The 22,089-nt window shown below is 35.6% G+C and carries 17 protein-coding genes, 3 pseudogenes and 2 riboswitches; of the genes and pseudogenes, 15 read left to right on the forward strand and 5 right to left on the reverse strand.

What is annotated here, in order from left to right; all coding sequences use genetic code 11:
• Positions 1–850: 850 nt before the first annotated feature.
• The 4 genes from ACOI1D_RS07990 (at position 851) to ACOI1D_RS08005 (ending at position 4,894) form a co-directional block, all read left to right on the forward strand.
• On the forward strand, positions 851–1,174 hold the full coding sequence (locus ACOI1D_RS07990; protein WP_422500693.1) for an HNH endonuclease: 324 nt from the start codon (positions 851–853) through the stop codon (positions 1,172–1,174).
• A gap of 233 nt (positions 1,175–1,407) precedes the next feature.
• Positions 1,408–1,824 carry a hypothetical protein gene (locus tag ACOI1D_RS07995; RefSeq protein ID WP_422500694.1) on the forward strand — a complete coding sequence of 139 codons (417 nt, stop codon included), beginning with the start codon at positions 1,408–1,410 and terminating at the stop codon, positions 1,822–1,824.
• A 488-nt stretch (positions 1,825–2,312) separates the two neighbouring features.
• On the forward strand, positions 2,313–3,443 hold the full coding sequence (locus ACOI1D_RS08000) for a hypothetical protein (protein WP_422500695.1): 1,131 nt from the start codon (positions 2,313–2,315) through the stop codon (positions 3,441–3,443).
• Positions 3,444–3,664: 221 nt separating this feature from the next.
• A complete protein-coding gene (locus tag ACOI1D_RS08005) occupies positions 3,665–4,894 on the forward strand; it encodes a pentapeptide repeat-containing protein (protein WP_422500696.1) in 1,230 nt (409 codons plus the stop codon).
• 383 nt (positions 4,895–5,277) lie between these two features.
• Here ACOI1D_RS08005 and comGA read toward each other — a convergent pair.
• Positions 5,278–6,039, reverse strand: a pseudogene (comGA, locus tag ACOI1D_RS08010) (competence type IV pilus ATPase ComGA); the annotation flags it as partial.
• A gap of 102 nt (positions 6,040–6,141) precedes the next feature.
• Between comGA and ACOI1D_RS08015 the strand changes: the two are divergent.
• Both ACOI1D_RS08015 and ACOI1D_RS08020 read left to right on the forward strand, forming a co-directional pair.
• Positions 6,142–6,648: a shikimate kinase gene (locus tag ACOI1D_RS08015; protein WP_422500697.1), complete on the forward strand. Its 507-nt coding sequence runs from the start codon at positions 6,142–6,144 to the stop codon at positions 6,646–6,648.
• Between the two features lie 33 nt (positions 6,649–6,681).
• A complete protein-coding gene (locus ACOI1D_RS08020; protein WP_422500698.1) occupies positions 6,682–6,861 on the forward strand; it encodes a YqzE family protein in 180 nt (59 codons plus the stop codon).
• 132 nt (positions 6,862–6,993) lie between these two features.
• Here ACOI1D_RS08020 and ACOI1D_RS08025 read toward each other — a convergent pair whose 3' ends face one another.
• Both ACOI1D_RS08025 and ACOI1D_RS08030 read right to left on the reverse strand, forming a co-directional pair.
• Positions 6,994–7,785 (reverse strand): YqhG family protein, encoded by a 792-nt coding sequence (locus tag ACOI1D_RS08025; protein ID WP_422500699.1) that lies wholly within the window; start codon positions 7,783–7,785, stop codon positions 6,994–6,996.
• A complete protein-coding gene (locus ACOI1D_RS08030; protein WP_422500700.1) occupies positions 7,775–9,433 on the reverse strand; it encodes a DEAD/DEAH box helicase in 1,659 nt (552 codons plus the stop codon). The genes ACOI1D_RS08025 and ACOI1D_RS08030 overlap by 11 nt, the downstream gene beginning before the upstream one ends.
• Positions 9,434–9,589: 156 nt before the next feature.
• Positions 9,590–9,689, forward strand: a riboswitch (glycine riboswitch).
• Between the two features lie 3 nt (positions 9,690–9,692).
• Positions 9,693–9,792, forward strand: a riboswitch (glycine riboswitch).
• A 57-nt stretch (positions 9,793–9,849) separates the two neighbouring features.
• On the opposite strand from ACOI1D_RS08030, the gene gcvT reads away from it, so the two are divergent.
• The 3 genes from gcvT to gcvPB are packed head-to-tail and all read left to right on the forward strand — an operon-like array spanning position 9,850 to position 13,767.
• Positions 9,850–10,956 carry a glycine cleavage system aminomethyltransferase GcvT gene (gcvT, locus tag ACOI1D_RS08035; protein ID WP_422500702.1) on the forward strand — a complete coding sequence of 369 codons (1,107 nt, stop codon included), beginning with the start codon at positions 9,850–9,852 and terminating at the stop codon, positions 10,954–10,956.
• Between the two features lie 11 nt (positions 10,957–10,967).
• On the forward strand, positions 10,968–12,317 hold the full coding sequence (gcvPA, locus tag ACOI1D_RS08040) for an aminomethyl-transferring glycine dehydrogenase subunit GcvPA (RefSeq protein ID WP_422500704.1): 1,350 nt from the start codon (positions 10,968–10,970) through the stop codon (positions 12,315–12,317).
• The gene (gene gcvPB / locus ACOI1D_RS08045) at positions 12,310–13,767 is read left to right on the forward strand and encodes an aminomethyl-transferring glycine dehydrogenase subunit GcvPB (protein WP_422500705.1); all 1,458 of its coding nucleotides are present in this window, start codon (positions 12,310–12,312) and stop codon (positions 13,765–13,767) included. Before gcvPA ends, gcvPB begins: the two co-directional genes overlap by 8 nt.
• 63 nt (positions 13,768–13,830) lie before the next feature.
• Here the strand turns inward: gcvPB and ACOI1D_RS08050 are convergent, their stop codons facing one another.
• Positions 13,831–14,208: a rhodanese-like domain-containing protein gene (locus tag ACOI1D_RS08050; RefSeq protein WP_422500707.1), complete on the reverse strand. Its 378-nt coding sequence runs from the start codon at positions 14,206–14,208 to the stop codon at positions 13,831–13,833.
• Between the two features lie 375 nt (positions 14,209–14,583).
• Here ACOI1D_RS08050 and ACOI1D_RS08055 point away from each other — a divergent pair.
• From ACOI1D_RS08055 to ACOI1D_RS08075, 5 genes and pseudogenes are all read left to right on the forward strand, one after another.
• Positions 14,584–16,029: pseudogene (locus tag ACOI1D_RS08055) on the forward strand (vitamin B12-dependent ribonucleotide reductase); the annotation flags it as partial.
• Positions 16,030–16,284: 255 nt separating this feature from the next.
• Positions 16,285–17,406, forward strand: a pseudogene (locus ACOI1D_RS08060) (ribonucleotide-diphosphate reductase subunit alpha); the annotation flags it as partial.
• Positions 17,407–17,540: 134 nt separating this feature from the next.
• Positions 17,541–19,085: an L-glutamate gamma-semialdehyde dehydrogenase gene (gene pruA, locus ACOI1D_RS08065; RefSeq protein WP_422500708.1), complete on the forward strand. Its 1,545-nt coding sequence runs from the start codon at positions 17,541–17,543 to the stop codon at positions 19,083–19,085.
• A gap of 313 nt (positions 19,086–19,398) precedes the next feature.
• Positions 19,399–19,812 carry a transcriptional regulator MntR gene (gene mntR / locus ACOI1D_RS08070; RefSeq protein ID WP_422500709.1) on the forward strand — a complete coding sequence of 138 codons (414 nt, stop codon included), beginning with the start codon at positions 19,399–19,401 and terminating at the stop codon, positions 19,810–19,812.
• Between the two features lie 83 nt (positions 19,813–19,895).
• Positions 19,896–20,786, forward strand: a complete 891-nt coding sequence (locus ACOI1D_RS08075; protein WP_422500710.1) for a patatin-like phospholipase family protein — start codon at positions 19,896–19,898, stop codon at positions 20,784–20,786.
• 42 nt (positions 20,787–20,828) lie between these two features.
• Here the strand turns inward: ACOI1D_RS08075 and ACOI1D_RS08080 are convergent, their stop codons facing one another.
• Positions 20,829–21,200, reverse strand: coding sequence for an SA1362 family protein (locus ACOI1D_RS08080; protein WP_422500711.1), 372 nt, complete (start codon positions 21,198–21,200; stop codon positions 20,829–20,831).
• Positions 21,201–21,501: 301 nt separating this feature from the next.
• Between ACOI1D_RS08080 and ACOI1D_RS08085 the strand changes: the two genes are divergently transcribed.
• Positions 21,502–22,023 carry a YqhR family membrane protein gene (locus ACOI1D_RS08085; RefSeq protein WP_422500712.1) on the forward strand — a complete coding sequence of 174 codons (522 nt, stop codon included), beginning with the start codon at positions 21,502–21,504 and terminating at the stop codon, positions 22,021–22,023.
• Positions 22,024–22,089 lie beyond the last annotated feature (66 nt).

Here is a 22,089-nt window from a genome sequence, read left to right on the forward strand (position 1 = left end):
TTAATGGTAAAAAGAATACACATTGATGCTTTAAAAATTTCCCAATCAACATTTATAGATACCAAAGAATCAGGCTGTAAAAAGGATAAACAGGTACATGTCCGATGATGAGTGATTTGATACCATTGATTTTGTAAAGCAATACTGTTCTTTTTCTAACGATAACCACGCAATTAGGATTGAAGAAGAAGGTAAAGTGATAGCCGATGGGCGTCACAGAGTTAGAATAGCACAAAATTTGGGTATTGAAGTACCAGTTCATTGTTTCTTAGAAATACGAAAAAAGGGTATATTTTTTTAATCATTTTATTGCTTTCAAGTGTTTATAATTTGGTGGTTGTGTTTGACTTTTCAGTAATTCTTGGCTTTTCAATATTGTTTATGTACCTTTGATTAGGAATTTTGACATATTTTAATATAAAACGAAAAAGAGAAAATCAATTTTAGGGATACTATCAAGAAGGTTTTATACAACTGTAATTTTTTATTGTGCTAACGGGTGCCGCTCGACAAGTTCTGTTATAAGCGCTCAAGCGTGAAAAACAGAAGATAATCATAGATTAATCTGAACTTTATAACCGAGAATGGGAATGATAGAACCATGTTTCTTGAAACCATTCCGTCAATACTCCTGCATGCGTTTTGACTGACAGGTCAAGGGGTTTGAAGTACAGGTAGATTCGACAGAACGAAGGCTAAAGCCATTCCTTTGGAAAAGGTATGCCGACGGATATGCCGCACGGCTGAAAAACTAGATATGGTGAGAATAGTTCTACCTTTTACTACTACGGGAAGGGAAAAGATACAGAAAAAGCTTCGTTCAGATATTCAACAGGAGACTTCGCAACTGATGAAATCTAAACTCCCGACACGAAGTGTCGAGTATATGGATAATCGAATAAGTCGGTACAGTATGAAAATGGGCAAATGCGAAATTACTGGCATGTTTCTATCCGCTAGCGAAGTTCACTGCCACCATTACATTCCGACACATCTCGGAGGAAGCGATAAATTTAGCAATTTACGTATCCTGCACAAAGAGATACACAAATTTATCCATCAAACAGACACAACGACGATTGACTCGCTCAAAAATAATCTTGGAATCACTGAACCTATGGTTCAGAAGATAAATCAATACCGTCAGCAATGTGGTATGGAACCAAGTATATAATCTCGATTCTATGAGTAACTAGGAACTTATAATTTAGTACATATCTTTAGATGGAACGCGGAGTGCTGGGAAACTAGCACGCTCCGTGTGGAGCAGGGGAAAAGCTGGAGATAATCTCAAATGCTTACCTATTGCTGACTTTCCTACAAGAAGGAATTGAATCCTTGTTTCCACTAACGACGCAGTTTTGTTTAAGAAGGTTTTAAAATAACGCATATTTGGAGGGAAACAATATGAATAATAAATTCACACCAACTGAAGTAGATGTAGTAAAAAAACTTGACTCAAAAGACTTTGAGGTTTTAGGAACAAAGGGTAGTGGGAAAGAGATTGCAGGTACGATTACTGTCGAATTAGGCAAAGCTTTAATACCAATTGCATCAGATTCTTTTAAGAAAAAAATTGAACTAGATCAAGAAACCCAAAAGCTAGTAAGAGATGATAAAAGGAATATTTTGAATAAAAATGCTGAAATGCTAAGAATACAAATAGAAAAAGAGGAAGCTAAAGCTGATTATAATCAAGAAAGAATTAATAGATGGCGTGAAGAAATTGAAGAAATAATTAGAAAACTGGATATTATGGATGCAAAAAGTGAAGGTTTTTTAAAAGGAATGATTTCTTTACTTAATATTAGAAAGAAAAATTAGAAATCAAAAAGCAGAATCAATAAAATAGTAATTGATGTGAAGTTGTGAAAACTTTCACTTCAACTATAGGGTAGCTTTAGTGGAACAAGGAAAGTAAATATCAAATGAAAAACGCTCAGATTAAAATTGAAGTTTTTACTTGCTATTTATATTGTTAATTTGATAATAAAACATACGCTAATTAGTATGTTAGTTGCATTGTTATTAGTATTTTTCTCTCCCTAAACTGAACCCGTTACCTTTCTTTTAAATCGTCTAAATTTATTATCGGATTGATAAAACCCGACATACATAAAAAAGCTAGCATTTTATCACCTCTTTCAACCAGTTACACGAAACATCGCACTTACCTTTTTTATCATTTAGGACGGAACCTTTTGTCAACTAAAGAGGAAGCAATATAAGAGAAAGAACTAGGTATAAAAAATAAGAAGCTTCTATAGCCATTTTGGTAAGTATAATACTTTTTTTGAAAAGGTGTCGATAATATGAAAGATATAAAAGAATCATTGTTTAACCCCATGTATTCAGATAATAAGCTCCATCCTAATTACTTGTATATCCTGAAAGAAGAACTCCCATTTGGTAGAAATTTAATTAAAAGTTGGGCAGATGGGTTTTTGGATAGGGATAACAAATTTGTAAAAGAATTTCAAACAACATTCAATTCTTCTTTTTGGGAACTTTATCTATATGCTGCACTAAAAAAAATGGGTTTCACAGTAAATATGAAGTATGACCGCCCAGATTTTGTTGTGGAAGGTGAACGTGGTTTTGTAATGGAAGCCACGATTGCCAGTCATGCAAATAATGAAACACCTGAATGGATAAAGAACTATTCAAATGAAGACATGCAAGAATGGAGTAAAGATAAAGTGGCGAATAACGCCACACTTAGATTAGCCAATTCATTTATCAGCAAGTCCCGAAAATACACTGATTCCTATCAAAAATTGCCACATGTGAAAAGTAAACCGTATGTAATCGCCATTGCACCTTTTGACTCGCCCTATTTCTTTATGCAAAATCACCATTCTATTCAAAGGGTTCTATATGGGTTTGATCGTTTTATCGCCATCGATTGGGACGAGGAAAATCGGGAAGTCCTTGATACGGTATTTATGGAAGAAATTGAAAAGAAAACAGGGTCGAAAGTTCCTTTGGGGTATTTCACAAGCCCAGAGCATTCTCATGTTAGTGCCGTCATTTTTAGTAATGTCGCGACATTTAGTAAAGCCAGGGTGTTATCAGAAGATCCCCGGATTACACTAGTTCAGTATCGAAGGTACAATGATTATGGAACTCAACCTATGGTTGGTGTTGAAGAAAAATCGGTCTATAACGAACATCTTTTGGATGGGCTGGTCGTTTTTCATAATCCATATGCGGATGTGCCGTTTGATATTGAAGAGTTTTACCGTCCCATCATTGGTCATTATGGGTTTGATAGTGATTCTAAAGAGTTTATATCAGATATCGCCCATGGCACCTTATTCCAGAGGACAGTGCAAATATTCGATTTCAAGGGAGAAACTCCCGAAAAACTTAAAGAAATAAGATCCCAATTAGGTACAAAAAGCCAAAATAGCTCAACTAATTTCCCCAAATTTCATGAGTAGATATTAGGGGAAGCTGTGGGGTTTTCCCTATGAAACTCAAGTTTATTATCATTATGCAATTTTTAATCACACTTGGAGAAGTATTATAAATTGCATTGGTATTATGGTTTTCGCCACCTGAAAAATTAATTAGAAGAAGAAACTGTTACCGGGGTAATAAAATTAGGAGTTCTTTAAATTAAATTTTTTTCACATCATAATGTCGGAGGAAAAATCTTTCTATGCAAAATTTCAATAAAGAAAAGGATAAGGCAGTAAAACTTTATACTCAAATGATAGTTGAGTATGAAGAAAATTACAAAAATGAACTCACTCATTTTAAAAAACATTATAAGATTAAAGAAAAAGAAATAACGGGTACAAAACAATATTTGAAGCCAGATTGTCTTAATATGGAGGATAAGGATGAATTCATCTTTCATACAGTAAAAAACAAATTTATAGGTAAAGACACAGCTTTGTTTGAAGAACATTATTTGGTGATAAGTGGGATACACATTGATTTTAATAAATTTGTCAACTGTGATTTTCGGAATGTGGTTTTTAAAAATTGTACATTAGCTGGAAACAAGTTTGTTAATTGTCTATTTAGAGATGTTATATTTGATAACTGCCGTTTTAGTAGGCATATTTCACATTCTGATGTTTTAAAAGACATAAAACTTTTCACTAGTATTTTTGACGAGTGTACAATAACCGCAAAATTTAAGGAAACTTATTTGGAAGGTTGCGCATTTAATGCCAGTGCAATAATTCTTACTGATTATAATAATACAGATTTACAAGGGACACTTTTTTTGGATACCACATTATTTACTGTGAAAATAACCGATTGTGATTTAAGGGATTCGAAATTTGTTAAGATAAGATGTAATCAGGAATTTGTCATTGAAGATGATCAACTGACAACTAAGTTTAATGAAAATACATTTATTGGACCATTAAAAACAAAAGAAAATGATGACGACACCTATCGAATTTATAAAACATTTGCTGAACAATTTAAGAAAAACGTCTTCCTTGAACACTATGGTGAGTATTTTTACTTATACAACAAGTACAAAATCAAGGAATTGAGTGGATTTAAAAAAATTTATTCTTTTTTTGTATGGTCAACAATAGGATTTGGAGAAAGAATTACTCATGCTGTAATTTTCTCTATTGTTGTTATATTGATTTGGTCATTTTTATTTTCTCTTTCTGGCATACGTGTTGATGAGAAGTTCTTTTGTTTACGTCCTACTTTCATTATTAGCGATATGCTAAGTTTAAAAGAGGTTTGGAACATTTACATACAAATAATAAATTATAGTTTTACAAATTTCTTCGGTATTTCAATTAATGCCGATCTAAGTGGTATGGCATTATTATTTTCTTACGTACAAAAAGTAATTGGATTAGTTATGTTTAGTTTATTTACATCTGTACTTATTCGTAAAATGATTAGGTAATTTGTAAATCGGGTTGGTTAATTTAAAGGTTGGCAAAGAGTATCCTATTCAAAGGTTCTCAGCAATGAATTTTGAATTGTGATACACGACTTCCTCCAAGAGAGTTAATTACGAATTGAATAGACCATTTGAAGTTCAGTGTAGAAATGTTTTGGTTATTTCTTATAGTGTTGAAATGGTATCAAACTAAGTGAAAAGTGGTGTCAATCTTCATGGAAGTGGAAAATAGTGGGTTAACAAGGTATTATCTGAATTATGTAAAAAACAGGGGTTTTTAGCCTGGTATCAAACACTATGAAAGAGGGTGTTGATATACCGGGATTTATAGGAGGTGTAGTATCACACACCTTGAAGGATATATCAAACTTCGTGAAGGATTACACCATTTCTAACAAACGATGGATAGTTCCTACAGCGTTTTTTGCGTGCAATGTACTCAAAACAAGATGACCAGTAAGGGATGCGTCAAAGGCAAATTTAGCTGTTTCTTTATCCCTGATTTCTCCAACCATTATAATATCCGGATCATGACGTAATGCCGCTTTTAATCCTGCCTGGTAAGTTATACCAGCCTTTTCGTTGACCTGAACCTGTAAGATATTCGAGATTTCTTTTTCAACTGGATCTTCTAACGTGATGGTTTGATAAGAATCTTCTGCAAGGATTGTTTGGAGCAAAGCATACAAAGTAGTGGTTTTTCCACTTCCAGTTGAACCGGTGAGCAAAATAAGACCAGAACGGTTTTTAATCCACTTTCGTAACATTTTAAGCTGATAAGGGAAAAGAAAAAGCTGTTCTAGGGTTAATATCTCATCTTGTGGTAGAATTCTAATTGCGAGGCTTTCCATGTGGTTTACAGGAAGTGTTGATAACCGTAGTGCAAAATGCTGTGATTCGGTGCTGTAAGTGATAATACCATTCTGAGGCTTGCGAATTTCACCTATATCCATTCCAGAAGTGAATTTATAGTATGTCAGTAGTAGCTGGTAGTCTGACCCCTGAATAGTTTGGTGGAAAACACGCTTTCCGTGAATACGAAAATACACATCGGTATGGTTAGGGTATGGATAGAAGTGAATATCTGAAGCAAGTGCCTGAAAAGATGATAGAAGCAATTGTTTAGAAAGGTTAGCTGCGGAGTTCAATGAAGTATCACCTCCTTAATATTTCGCAACAAATTAGTATATTCGACATGATTTAACAAATTCCTTCTTTTTTTCAAAAAAATTTTATAGGAGTGTGGAATAATGAATAATATATATTTAATAGGTTTTATGGGAAGTGGTAAAAGTTCTGTTGGAGAAAAATTAAGCTTGTTGCTTGGTTATAATTACGTAGATACAGATCAAGCGGTAGAGGAAGCGTATAACAAAAAAATTGTTGATATCTTTTCTGATGAGGGAGAGCAGGCTTTTCGTACATATGAGTCTAAAATGTTGCAGAAGGTGTCTGTTGGGGAGTCTGTTATTTCAACAGGCGGTGGCCTTATAGAAAGTGAACAAAATATTAAAGAAATGAAAAATGCTGGAATCATCATCTATTTAGAAGCCTCTTACAACACTATTTACAACAGGTTAAAAACGGACCTATCTAGACCACTGTGGAATCAAAATAGAGAAAAACAAGAGGCGCTTTATGAAAAGCGAATCCAGTTATATCGTACCTGTGCAGATGAAAAGTTTTTAACGGATGACAAAACAATTGATGCGATAGCTACTGAAATTAAGTACCACATAGTGAATAATAGTAACTAAAACGTTACATACTAGTCACAAGGGGTGATAATGATGAGTGGTAATGATTATATAAAATATATGACAGGCCAAATTATCGGCTATTTGGATTTGCCAAAGGATGAGAAAAAAGAGCGAAGAAAAAAACAGAAACAGGAAAAAGATTTACTATCAAGCCGTTGGTTAGGCATGTTACCTTTTGCGATGAAGATGTTATGGAAGAAAGCGAATTAGTAAGCTGTTTTTAAAACAGCCTACTAATTCTTTTTTTTGGCATTAAAGATTCTTTCTGCAAAAGTGTAACTAAGGCTCTCGGATTAGCTTGGTGATAAGCCAAGTTCTGTTTTTTGCTTTTCAGGCATCCTTCTAATGAAAATCATCCATTAAGTAAAATATTCCACCATTAATTACACTATAGGAAACCTTTGGTGAGTATCGTTGTCTAATATCGTTAATTTCCTGTTCCATATGCTCGTTATTTTCTTCCTCATCAGCGCTACTTGTATAAAAGTGCTTAACTAACGCTGTTTCTTCATTAAGTGTCTGCAGGGATTCATCTGCCCAGTCGTGTGTTTGATTATTAATGTAACTATCCAACACTTTCTCAATTCTATGAAAACCACTGGACATTTTTATGATAGGAGTAATTGTGTAACAATAATCATCGATAGCTGGTTTAAGAGTAATACTGTCCAGCTTCTCCATCATATCCTTATACATCAATCCTTTTATTAGGTGTAAGCCAAAAGAAACAATCTCGTCCTTATTTTGTTTCCCTTGATAACTAATTCTTATGTTGACGACTAACCAAGGATATAAAGCGCTCTTTTTCCCAGAGTTGTCAGATTGAAACAGTTTTGTATATCGTTCGTTTTTAACCACGCTTTTTAGTATCTGTTGTAAACGTGGACTACCAAAATGAATCCATTCTCCCTTTTCATCACGTTTATCAGGGTTGGTGATTAGGTTAAGGGTGGCGGTATCACCCTCTCTCCCCATATTTTTAATATAATGCCAATAAAAAGGTCGATTCATCAGTACTTTATCGATTTCTTCCGTTAACTTGACTTGTAACACACCATTCTGGTTATTTAAAATCTGACAGTTATGAGCGTCAAAATAATCGTATAGGAATGCATTTAAATTTTCAATTGCCATATTGTTGTTCCTCACTTTCAGCAGAATTTGAGGTACTTTCGATGATCGAAGAAAGATTGTTAAGCTTGATTCTTGTCTCACCAGCAGAAGATGATTCTGCAAAAATTGTTTGAATTTCCTTTTCCATATCCTTAATGTTTAACTCAGCAAGGATAGCGTCCAGATTACCAACTACACGTTCAAATAAATTTATCTTTTCGTATAACAAGGTCATGATATGTTCTTCTACTGTATCGTTTATTGCTAAATTGTAGATAAACACATCACTTTCCTGGCCATAACGATGAATTCTTCCTATTCGCTGTTCCAGTCGCATCGGATTCCATGGAAGATCATAATTAATTAAATTGTGACAGAACTGCAGGTTAATACCTTCACCACCTGCTTCAGTTGCGATTAACACCTGAGCGTGGTTTTGAAATAGTTGTTTCATCCAATCTTTTTTCCCTCGTTTAAATCCACCACGGAATGGAACAGAGGTTATGCCTTGTTGTTGCAGTATCCATTGTAAAAATAGTTGTGTGGAACGATACTCTGTAAAAATAATAACCTTTTCGTCACCCATTTCTTTTACGAGCTCAACTAGTTTTTGTGCTTTACTGTGACTTTGCAGTTGTTCAATTTTTTTCAGAGGTACATCAAACGCAGATGAGTCGGCAGATTTCCCCTGCATTTTCTTCATGGACAAATAGCATGCTTCTCTTGATGAACATAACTCTCTTTGTAGCGTGATTTTTGTTAAACCAGCCATTTGTACAGGGAGGTTATTTAATTCATCATAAGCTACCCGTTCTTCATCTGAGAATGGAATCCAAATTGTCTTAATATGACGTTTCACTGTATTAAGTTCTGTATTTATCCTTGTATTTCTTACCATTACATGCTGAACTAATTGCTTTAAGTATTTATCTTGTTTAATTTTCTTTCTGTCTGTACCATAGCGTTGTAAAAATTCTTCATAATTGCCTAGATATCCAGGCTTTAGTATAGAAACTAAATTAAAAATGTCGGATAATTTATTTTGTACAGGGGTTGCAGTAAGTAACAGACAGTACTTTTTCTTTAATGATCTAACAAATTCGTAGTTTTGTGTTTTATGATTTTTTAACTTATGTGCTTCATCTATTAAAATAAAATCAAAATTTAGTTTAGATATTTTATCCCGATGTGGATCTCTTTTTGCTGTATCTATGGAAGAAACAATAATATCACATTGATCCCATGCATAGTTTTTCCGAAATGAGACAGCTGGAATATAAAATTTTTCAGCTAACTCCTGTACCCATTGATTGACAAGTGATGCTGGAACCAGGATAAGAACCTTTTGAATTAATCCTCTCACCATGTATTCTTTTAATATTAAACCAGCCTCAATAGTTTTTCCTAAACCAACCTCATCGGCAAGGATCGCCCGACCGTTCATCTGTTGAATTACTTGTTTTGCACAATCAAGCTGGTGGGGAAGAAACTTAACATGTGGAACATACTCTAATGCTCGTAACTCGGTAAATGTTGGTGTCATAGTAGTTAATTCAGCTTGATATGCCATTCGAAATAATTTCCAAGTCGAAAAAGGACCATTTTTTTCAACTGTATTATGTAAATCTTGTATGAATGAGTTATCTTTTTCCATATGAATAGAATCCATGAACTACCTTCCTTTATTCAAAGTTAATGTTTTCATTTAAAATTTTATGAAAAGTTTATATTTAATCGATACTTGTATGCTATAATGTAAAAAAATAGGTAGATTTTTCGTAACTGGTTCATAGTATAACCAATTAATATTTTTTCATAAAAGCGAATGAATACAAGGGGAGAGTTTACTAATAGCATTAGCTAAAAGTAACGCCGAAGGAGCAAACTAACGTGAATCTCTCAGGCAAAAAGACTCTTGTAGGACGCAACTCTGGAGAGTGTTTACTTTTTAGTAAACCACCCACGAAGCAAGCATTAATCGGAATGAAATTAGCCCGAGATGCGCAACTTTCTGGTTTAAGGACAGAGATTTCCTGGTATCAGTGAAATCTCTATTTTTTTATGGCGAAAAAGGGAGTGAGTCTAATGAGTGAATTGAAAAGAACACCACTTTTTCCTGTTTATAAGGAATCAGGGGGAAAGACAGTTGATTTTGGTGGTTGGGATTTACCAGTACAATTTTCTGGTATTAAACATGAGCATGAGGTAACGCGGACAAAAGCGGGTTTATTTGATGTATCTCATATGGGGGAAATTTTAGTTGTAGGTGAGGATAGTCAAGCCTTTTTGCAACGCGTACTTACAAACGATGTATCAAAGCTATCACCTAAAAAAGCACAGTATACAATTATGTGTTACGAAAATGGTGGTACTGTAGATGACTTAATTGTTTATATGCTAGAACACAATGTTTATCTACTGGTCGTAAATGCATCAAACACAGAAAAGGATTTTAATTGGTTAACAGAACAAAATAATGAAAACGTTAGAATAACAAATGTTTCGCAAAATTATGCACAACTTGCCTTACAGGGACCAAAGGCAGAAGATATATTACAAAAATTAACAAAAACAGACCTTAGTGAAATTAAATTTTTCCGTTTTGAAGATCCAGTACATTTTACGAGTATCGATTCAGGGGCACTTGTTTCAAGAACAGGTTATACCGGGGAAGATGGTTTTGAAATTTACATTGATGCAGCAAGTGCTGTTGATTTATGGCAACTCCTTTTAGAAGCAGGCAAGGATGAAGGACTTGAACCAATTGGACTTGGGGCACGTGATACATTAAGATTTGAAGCAAATTTGGCACTTTACGGGCAAGAACTTTCGAAAGATATTACACCTATTGAATCCGGACTTGGGTTTGCTGTTAAGGTCAACAAGGAAAGTGATTTTAATGGCAAAAATGTACTAAAGCAGCAAGTTGAAAATGGTGCTGCGCGTAAATTGGTTGGTATCGAAATGTTGGATAAAGGTATTCCACGCCATGGTTACGAGGTTTATGTAGACGATGAAGAAGTTGGTTTTGTTACAACGGGGACACAGTCACCAACCTTGAATAAAAACGTTGGATTAGTGTTGATCCAAAGTGAGTATGCTCAAACAGGAACAGAAGTAGTAGTGCAAGTACGGAAACGAAAGTTAAAGGCAAAAGTGGTTGAAACACCATTTTATAAGCGCGAAAAATAGGAGGGATTGTAGTGGAATTTCGTTATTTACCAATGACCGAAGCGGATAAGAAAGAAATGTTGACCACAATTGGTGTTGAATCAACGGAAGATCTGTTTTCTGATATACCAAAACAAGTTCGTTTTAACAAGGACCTTAATCTGAAAGTACCAACAAGTGAAGTTGAGTTAAAAAAAGAACTAGCTGGAATGGCAAACAAAAATGCTGATTTGGTGGAATATAGTTCATTCCTTGGTGCTGGAGTATATGATCACTATATCCCATCCGTTGTTGACCATGTCATATCACGGTCAGAATTCTATACAGCCTATACCCCGTATCAGCCAGAAATCTCCCAAGGGGAATTGCAAGCAATTTTCGAATTTCAAACAATGATTTCTGAGTTAACAGGTATGGCAGTTGCTAACTCATCTATGTATGACGGGGGAACTGCGTTGGCAGAGGCTGTTAACTTAAGCGCTGCCACAACAAAAAAGAAAAAAATTCTGGTATCAAAAGCAGTTCATCCTGAGTCAAGAGCAGTTATCGAGTCTTACGCAAAAGGTCCAAACTTAGAAATAATAGAAATTGATTATAAAAATGGTCTAACAGATCTCAGCCAGTTGGCGAATGAGTTAGATGAAGATACTGCTAGCGTAGTCGTTCAATATCCTAACTTTTTTGGTCAAATCGAACCTTTAAAAGAAATAAATGAATTGGTAAAACAACAAAAGAAAGCTATGTTAATCACTTCCAGTAATCCACTTGCATTAGGTTACCTGACTCCACCCGGTGAATTTGGTGCCGATATTGTTGTTGGAGATACACAAGTGTTTGGAATCCCGGCACAATTTGGAGGACCACATTGTGGTTACTTTGCTACAACTGAAAAATTGATGAGAAAAGTACCAGGACGTTTGATAGGTCAAACGAAGGATGAGGATGGGCAACGTGGGTTTGTGTTGACGTTACAAGCCCGAGAACAACATATCAGGCGCGATAAGGCAACATCAAATATTTGTTCAAACCAGGCACTAAACGCACTGGCAAGTTCTGTAGCAATGAGTTCAATTGGTAAACACGGAATAAAAAAAATGGCTATGCTTAATATGCAAAAGGCTCGTTATGCTAAGCAAGAGCTACAGAATGCTGGTATTTCAGTTATAACGAATGGTCCATTTTTTAATGAGATTGTGCTTAAATTAGATACACCGGTCTCTACCGTAAATGAAAAACTTTTCCAGAAAGGCATTATTGGTGGTTATGATCTGGAACGGGCGTATCCAGAGCTAAAAGGTCATATGTTAATAGCTATTACGGAAATACGTTCAAAAGCTGAAATTGACACTTTTGTTAAAGAATTGGGGGATATTCATGGCTAAAGAGAACTTTCCAATCATATTTGAACGGAGTAAAGAAGGTAGAACCAGCTACAGTTTACCAGATTTGGATGTTCCGGAACTAGACATCAACGATGGTTTAGATGATGCATATGTTAGAAAGAATGCACCAGATTTACCCGAAGTTAGTGAACTTGAGATCATGCGCCATTATACTGGACTATCAAGACGTAATTATGGTGTTGATTCCGGATTTTATCCATTGGGTTCATGTACGATGAAATATAATCCTAAGATTAATGAAGATGTTGCTCGTATGGATGGTTTTAGCCACATTCACCCTTATCAGGATCCTAAAACTGTTCAGGGTGCTTTAGAAATGTTGTATGATTTGCAGACGTCTCTTAGAGAAATCACTGGTATGCATGAAGTATCCTTGCAGCCTGCCGCAGGTGCTCACGGTGAATGGACCGGTTTAATGATGATCCGCGCATACCATGAAGCAAATGGAGACATTGCAAGAACAAAGGTAATTGTTCCGGATTCGGCACATGGAACAAATCCTGCCTCTGCAACAGTAGCTGGATTTGAAGCTGTAACGGTGAAATCCAATGAAAAAGGTTTAGTAGATTTAGATGATCTAAGACGGGTTGTCGGGAATGATACAGCAGCATTAATGCTTACCAATCCTAATACGTTAGGTTTATTCGAAACAGAAATTTTAGAAATGGCAAAAATAGTTCATGAAGCTGGAGGAAAGTTGTATTATGATGGTGCAAACTTAAATGCCATCATGGGATATACTCGTCCAGGTGACATGGGATTTGATGTTGTGCATTTAAATCTGCATAAAACATTTACAGGTCCACATGGTGGTGGCGGTCCCGGTTCAGGCCCTGTCGGTGTATCAAAAGAGCTAGAACCATACCTGCCAAAGCCGTTGCTGGTAAAAGGTGAGGATGGGTATACCTTTGAATATGATCGTCCGAATTCAATTGGAAGAGTAAAACCATATTACGGAAACTTTGGAATTAACCTACGAGCTTACACGTATATCCGTACTATGGGCGGAGAAGGACTAAAAAAGGTAAGTGAGTACGCGGTATTAAATGCAAATTATATGATGCGAAAGCTTGAAAAGGAATTTGATCTTCCATATCCGCAACACTGTAAACATGAATTTGTGTTATCAGGGAAAAGACAAAAGAAACTAGGGGTTCGTACACTGGATATGGCGAAGCGGTTATTGGATTATGGCTATCACCCACCAACAATCTATTTCCCATTGAATGTAGAAGAGGCATTAATGGTAGAGCCGACTGAAACTGAATCTAAAGAAACGCTTGATGGATTTATTGATACGATGATTGAAATATCAGAGGAAGCTAAAAATGACCCTGAAAAGGTTCAGGAAGCACCACATACAACAATTGTAAAACGTATGGATGAAACGACAGCTGCCAGAAAACCAATTTTAAGATATTATAAGTAAAATCAGAAGTTTATAGCAAAATAATAGGAGGAGTAGAAACTTTATGTTTCACTCCTCCTAAAATTATTTAACCTTGCCTGTCCATTTTTTAAATCCACCTTGCAAAAGGTTTATATCCAAATACCCTTTTTTGTGTAGTAATTGCGCTGCGCGGGCAGATCGCGAGCTATTTTGACAGTACAAGTAAACTGGTTTATCTTTTCTGATTTCAACTAGACGTTGCTTCATTTGTGTAACAGGTATATTACGAGCACCAAGTATGTGACCTTTCTTAAATTCCTGTGGCTCCCGTACATCTATTAACTGTGCTTTTCTGTAGCCTTCTCTAAATTGTTCTTCAGTTAATGATTTTAGATATTTTCTTTGCTTTAAAAATCGTAAAACAGCATATACAATAATAGCTACTGTTAAAGCGATAGGTAAAATAATTTGTAAGTCCATCTTTTATCCCCCATATTTTCTCTTTTACTACTTACCCTATTATATTGTCGTTAGCTTAATAATTCAAAGTATTTCTTTTAAGTTTTTATGTTAAAATGCTATTTATGCCTCTACATCAATAAAAAGTCATGATTAAAATTTTGCAACTGCGAAAAAAGATTAAATACGATTATAATCAGGTGGTTAGCTTAAAAATTCATCAAAATAACTCCTTTTTCGCTGTTTTTCTAGGTTTGACATTTTGATAATCATTCGTTCTAATCACAAGATATAGATTTTGTAAAAAATATAGATACTATATATTGTTATTATTTCATTAAAATGATAAAGTGAAAATAGAATAAAGGAGATACACATCTCCTTGCAAAAGGAGTGATGATATTGTCGATTGCTGTTGAAGAACGCAAGACGATTGATGTTGCACAGTTGAATAAAGATATTGAAGCATTTCCCCAGGTTCATCCGGTAACAGCGGATATGCACCTAACCCATAAAGGCGTATCACGGCTAGTGATGCTTGACCGGTATGCTTTTAAGGACACACAAAAAAAGACACTTAAAGAAGGGGATTTCGTTGTTCTTACCGTAAAGGCTGATCCGAAGTTCCCTGCCCGCGGAGTGGGTTTCGTAAAATCAATTAATTGGGAGGACAAGCTTGCTGACATTCAGGTGGATAAAGATTTTGTATCCGTACTGGACAATGAAACAGAAGCAGCTACAGGAGTTGTACAGCGCTCCCTTGATGTAATTGACAAACCTCTAGAGGTGTTTTATGAACAGATTGCCTTACGTAATGCGACAGGGTTATCAACTGTAGAGAAAACAGAAGAAAAGCAACAGGAATGGTCATATAAATTTAACCAGGAATTGGCCAACTTGAATTTTATTCCAGCTGGACGTGTTCTTTACGGTGCAGGTGCTGAGACAGATGTAACCTATTTTAACTGTTATGTTATGCCGTACATTAAGGATTCTCGTGAAGGGATTTCCGATCACAGAAAACAAGTGATGGAAATTATGTCACGAGGCGGTGGTGTTGGTACCAATGGTTCAACATTGAGACCACGAAACACGCTAGCAAGAGGAGTGAACGGAAAATCATCTGGATCCGTTTCATGGCTAGATGATATTGCGAAGCTAACACACTTAGTGGAGCAAGGTGGCTCAAGACGTGGAGCACAAATGATAATGTTAGTAGATTCACATCCGGATATTATCGAATTTATTATTTCAAAAATGCAAAATCCAAGAATTCTCCGTTACCTAATTGAGAACACTGAAGATGAACAAATTAAGCAGCTTGCAAAAGAAAAGCTTAAGTTCACACCGCTAACAGAAACGGAAAAAGATCTTTACCAAGGAATACTAAACTATGAAACTATTCCTGGTCTTGGTGGATTCACTAAAGCTGCAATTAGAGAAGCGAAAGAAAAGTTAGCTACTGGCGGAACCTATTCCGTACATAATGCTGAATTCCTAACTGGTGCCAACATTTCCATCTGTTTAACTAAGGAATTGATGGCAGCTATTGATACGGATGATATGTACGATCTGCGCTTTCCAGATGTTGAAAACTATACCAAAGAACAAATGAAGGAATATAATGAAAACTGGCATGAAGTTGGCGATGTTCGTAAATGGCAAGAAATGGGTTATGGAGTACGTGTTTATCGCCGTGTTAAGGCTAAGGAACTGTGGAATTTAATTAATATTTGCGCAACCTACTCTGCTGAACCAGGTATCTTTTTCATTGATAACGCAAATGAGAAGACAAATGCAAAGGCGTATGGGGACCAGGTTGTAGCAACCAATCCGTGTGGTAAAAAATTTGCCTCACATTAAACATCGGATGAATTGTCTGGAAGGCTAAGGGTTTCTACCTATGCTAATCAGCAGCCAAGCCTTAGTAGGGATACTAGGAAGGTTCAGAGACTAGATTCGAACCACTAGAACAGTGATGAGGAATCCACGAGCGTCCGATACTTATACAGGTAGATATCTAGTATAAGTAAAGATATAGTCCGATACTCAAGTGAAAACTTGAGATACAGGATAAAGAGCCTGTAACAACAATTGGAACAGCCGTTAGCACCATATTCAGTTTGTAATTTAGCAGCCGTTAATTTAGCGGAAATGGCTAATCGTAATACAAAATCAATCAACTTTGAGAAACTTGCAGAAACAGTTCGTACAGGGGTACGGATGCAGGACAATGTAATCGACGCAACACCATATTTCTTAGCTGAAAATAAAAAACAAGCACTTGGTGAGCGCCGCGTAGGTCTTGGAGTTATGGGACTGCATGATTTGTTAATTTACTGTGAAACTGAATACGGTTCAGCAGAAGGTAACAAATTAGTAGATCAACTTTTTGAAACCATTGCAACCACTGCATATCGGACATCAATTGAGCTAGCAAAAGAAAAAGGTAGTTTTCCATTTCTAATTGGTGAATCTGAAACCGAAACGTTAGCACTTAGAAATGCATTTATTAACACTGGTTATATGAAAGAGATGCCAGAAGATATCAGACAGGATATTTTAAAATATGGTATTCGTAATTCTCATCTATTAACTGTTGCTCCAACTGGGTCCACTGGGACAATGGTTGGCGTTTCAACTGGTTTAGAGCCATATTTTTCATTTACGTATTATAGAAGCGGTAGACTTGGTAAGTTTATCGAAGTAAAAGCAGATATTCTTGAAAAATATCTAAAAAATAATCCTGAGCAGGATCCTGACAACTTACCAAAGTGGTTTATCACCGCTATGGAACTCGCACCTGAGGCACATGCAGATACACAGTGTGTCATTCAGCGTTGGGTGGACAGTTCAATTTCCAAAACGGTTAATGCTCCTAGAGGATACACCGTTGACCAGGTAGAAAATGTTTATCGTAAGTTATATAAAGGTGGAGCTAAAGGCGGTACTGTGTATGTTGATGGTAGCCGTGATTCACAGGTTTTAACATTAAAGGCAGAAGAAAATTCATTTGAGGATAATACAGACGAAGTTTCTGCACCAACAAAACCGAAAGTAGTATTGATGGACACTGTGCATGAATTGGAAAAAACCAATGTTACAATCGGTTCTGAAGTTGGAGATACTTGTCCAGTTTGCCGTAAAGGCAGTGTTGAGGATATGGGTGGATGTAATACATGTACCAATTGTGGTGCACAATTAAAATGTGGTTTATAAGCCCTTGAACAAAATTATTAATAAAAAGCCTAAATTCAATTGAATTTAGGCTTTTTATTTGTTCTACTATACGTTTCAATTCATAACAATCGGGAACACCCAAAATAGATAAAATGATGAGGAGGATGTAATTTTTGGTACTACCGTTTACACATGAACCATTTACAGATTTTACAAAAAAAGAAAACCGTAAAGCATTTGAAGATGCATTAGAACAGGTGAAAGGTGAATTTGGAAAAGACTATAATCTTGTAATAGGTGGAGAGCGGATTGCTACAAAGAAGAAAAATCAATCGATTAACCCTTCTAACAAGGAACAAGTGATTGGAACAGTATCCCAAGCAGACACAGAACTAGTGGAAAAAGCATTCCAATCTGCAAAAGAAGCTTTTAAAACATGGAGCCAATGGGATCCAAAAGTGCGTGCGGAAATACTATTCCGTGCTGCTGCTATTGTTCGCCGTCGTAAACATGAATTTTCTGCCACAATGGTATATGAAGCTGGAAAACCATGGGGTCAAGCAGATGCTGACACCGCAGAAGGTATCGACTTTATGGAATACTATGGCCGTCAGATGATTGAATTGTCAGAGGGAAAGGAGATAAACGATAGACCTGGTGAAAACAATGAATACATTTATCAGCCAACTGGTGTAGGCGTGACTATTCCACCATGGAATTTTGCTTTTGCAATAGTTTGTGGAACTACTATAGCACCCATTGTAGCTGGAAACACCGTTTTACAAAAACCTGCTGAAGATACTCCAATAATCGCAGCTAAGCTGGTTGAGGTCCTCGAGGAAGCTGGTCTGCCAAAAGGCGTTTTAAACTTTGTACCCGGTGACCCTAGTGAGATTGGAGATTATCTCGTTGATCACCCAACAACTAAGTTTGTGAACTTCACAGGTTCTCGTGCAACTGGAACACGTATCTATGAAAAAGCTGCGAAAGTTCAGGAAGGGCAGAAACACCTCAAACACGTAGTAGTAGAAATGGGAGGAAAGGATACAATTATTGTAGATAAGGACTCTGATCTAGACCTTGCTGCGGATTCGATTGTTAATTCCGCATTCGGTTTTCAAGGTCAAAAGTGTTCAGCCTGTTCACGGGCAGTTATTCATGAGGATGTATATGATGAAGTATTAGAAAAGTCAATTGAATTAACTAAGAAATTATCAGTTGGTGACCCTGTAAACGATACATTCATGGGACCAGTAATAAATCAAAAGCAATTCGACAAAATCACAGGCTATATTGACATTGGTAAAGAAGAAGGGGAATTGAAATTTGGCGGTGAAAGTGAAAGCTCAAAAGGATACTTCATTCACCCAACTATATTTGCCGATTTAGATTCAAAAGCAAAAATTATGCAGGAAGAAATTTTTGGACCGGTTGTTGGGTTTACGAAAGCAAAAGACTTTGACCACATGCTCGATATTGCTAATGATACTGATTATGGATTAACAGGTGCTGTTATTTCCAATAACAGAGAGCACCTTAATCGCGCACGCAAAGAATTTAACGTAGGTAATTTATATTTCAACCGTGGTTGTACAGCAGCAATCGTTGGGTATCATCCGTTCGGTGGGTTTAAAATGTCAGGTACTGATGCAAAAGCCGGTGGTCCCGATTACCTGCAAAACTTTTTACAGGCAAAGACTGTATCCGAACAGTTATAAGAACCTTATTTCAAAAAAACTAGTCAAATTAATTGGCTAGTTTTTTCTTTTCTGCACTTAAGGAATATGATTTCAGAGATGATTAGTTTAAGAATAAGTTCTGTATTTACTAGTAAAGACGGAGGAGAATGCCGAGTTTTTCTAAACAGTAAAGAAAGGATCGTAACTTTCTTTCTGCAAGAATGTAACTAAGAACTTTAATTGACGATTAGCCAAGTTTTATAACTTGTCTAGCAATAATTGTTGTTGTATGCTTTTTAAAGAAACAATGTTGCGCATACTAAAAAATTATTCATTGAAATGGGGAAATTCGATGCCAACTCCAAGCATGGAAGACTACATAGAACAAATTTATATTCTAATCGAGTCAAAGGGCTATGCCCGAGTCTCAGATATTGCTGAACAATTGACTGTACATCCATCTTCAGTTACTAAAATGGTTCAAAAACTCGACAAAGATGATTATTTAAATTACGAAAAATATCGTGGTTTTATTCTAACACCAAAAGGCAAAAAAATTGGTGAACGTCTTGTTTTTCGTCATGAGTTATTGGAACAGTTTCTAGAGATAATCGGTGTGGACAAGGATAAGATATATGAAGACGTAGAAGGAATTGAGCATCACCTAAGTTGGAATTCAATTGATCGTATCGGTGAACTGGTACAATACTTTAAAACTGACAAAACGAGATTGGATGACTTAAGAAAAATGGAACACGAAAAATAAAAAATGTAATATTGTTATTTGCTCTGTTCTATTTAACTGTTAATCCGCTTACTATGTAAAAAGACACCATAAGGAGTTGACCAATGAAAATTGATGTTGTATTTTCTGGTGGTGGGGTTAAGTCTTTTGCATTCTTGGGCGCATTACGTAGTATGGAAGCTAATAACCTTGACATCGAACGAGTTGCTGGTACTTCAGCAGGAGCTATCTTAGCAGGATTACTTGCAGCTAACTATTCGAGAAGTGAAGTTGAGAATATCATTACTCAGTTGAACTTACAGGATTTTACCGATCCACCAATAGTAAGTAAATTAATTCCATTGAGTAAATGGTTTTACCTTTATTATAAGATGGGAATATATAAAGGTGAATTACTGGAGAAATGGATATTTAACCACCTCGCAGCCAAAAATATTTATACTTTTAGTGATCTTAGGTCGGGTTATTTAAGGATAGTGGTAAGTGATCTGTCACTGGGTAAACTAATCGTTATTCCCGACGATTTAGAGCGTGTTTATGGTATTGATCCTATGCATTTTTCAGTTGCAAGTGCCATTCGAATGAGTGCTGGGTATCCCTACCTTTTTATACCTAAAAAATTGGCAAACAAAACAGCCAAAAGAAGTATTATGGTGGATGGTGGACTTTTAAGCAATTATCCCTTATGGATTTTTGATAAACAAAACGGGAAAAATTTACGACCCGTATTAGGAATCAAGCTTAGTGATGATGTAGAAACTAAGGACCCAAACAAAATTAAAAACGTTTTTGACATGTCTCAAGCACTCTTTACTACTATGAAGCAAGCCCATGATCTAAGATACATTTCAACTGCACATCAAAAGAACACTATTTTTATTCCAATAAAACAAGTAGGGGCTACAAACTTCACTATAAGCGAAAACGTAAAAAGTAACTTGATAGCACTTGGAGAAAAAAGTACACACGAGTTTCTCGCAAACTGGCCAAATTAGTATGTACAACTATATGAGAATACACGAAAAAACCGAGCCTTCTTAAAAAGTAGCTCGGTTCTTTCTTTTATGTTTATTTCCGTCGATAACCCGTAGATGACTTGCACGCTTACTTGGCTTTCTTTTAATTAGTAAGGATTGTTTTTTAGTAGCGCTGTCAGAAACAGTATTATTTGGAGTGTATTTCGATTTCGATTGTCTAACAGCATTTTTGTATTTTTTCATATCATTTGAAGTTGACCTTCTTTTGAAAAAGAAAACATAAACTAACGCGAATATTGCGAGACCAATTCCTAGCATAATCATAATACTAGTTAAAAAATTTACTGTATTGGTAAATAGTTGCGTGAGTAAACCAATTGTGGCTAAACCTAAAACCGCATAGATAAATACAGAAAATTTATTACGAAGCATCAGTTGCCCTCCTTTCAAATGATACAGGTATTTTAATACCTTTATTTTCTGCTACTTTTGGTTCATTAGCTAGTTCTTATGTTGAAAATACTTTCTACAATAGATTCTTTCCTTATTAGCTTAAAATATTCAACACTTAATGTCTTTTTTCAGGTACTCTAAAAAGTCATGATTACCTGTTAACACCATTTTACTAGAAAAAGACATCTTTCACTAGCTTTCTGTAAATAAAAAATTACTACTGATAAACATAATATGTTTGTTTACTATTGGCTATACTAGGTGACGGAGGTGTATGTTTATGGAAAACAAAGAACTTGAACAAAATAAACAAGAAAAGTCATACTCCTTATTGTCCAGATCATTATTGACAGGCTTTATTGGTGGAGTGATGTGGGGGACATTTGGAGTTATCCTGCATTATTTTAACTTTACTGTTGTTAGCCCAACGTCTTTTTTATTGCGATCCTGGTTAAATGCAAAATGGACGCATGAATGGCTGGGTGATGTCATTGCACTTGTAATAACTGGTGTACTTTCTATTATAGTTGCTTTACTATATTACGTGCTTCTTAAAAAAATGCGTTCCATGTGGATTGGGACTATTTATGGCATTAGTTTATGGGGTATAATTTTTTTATTACTTCAACCTATATTTCCAAATATACCACCATTAAATGATATTGGCATTAATACAATTGTAACCACCTTGTGCCTTTTTATTATATACGGTACTTTTATAGGTTACTCCATTTCCTACGACTACCATGACACAATAATTCGTGGAAGCAAAAAAAACAAGGATAAAGAACAAAACAGCTAATCGATGGCTGTTTTTTTTGTTTTATATTCAGTAAAACATCAACCAAGCCTGTTACAAATGATTTTC

Source organism: Virgibacillus sp. DJP39 (assembly GCF_049310925.1).
Classification (GTDB): Bacteria; Bacillota; Bacilli; order Bacillales; family Amphibacillaceae; genus Virgibacillus_F.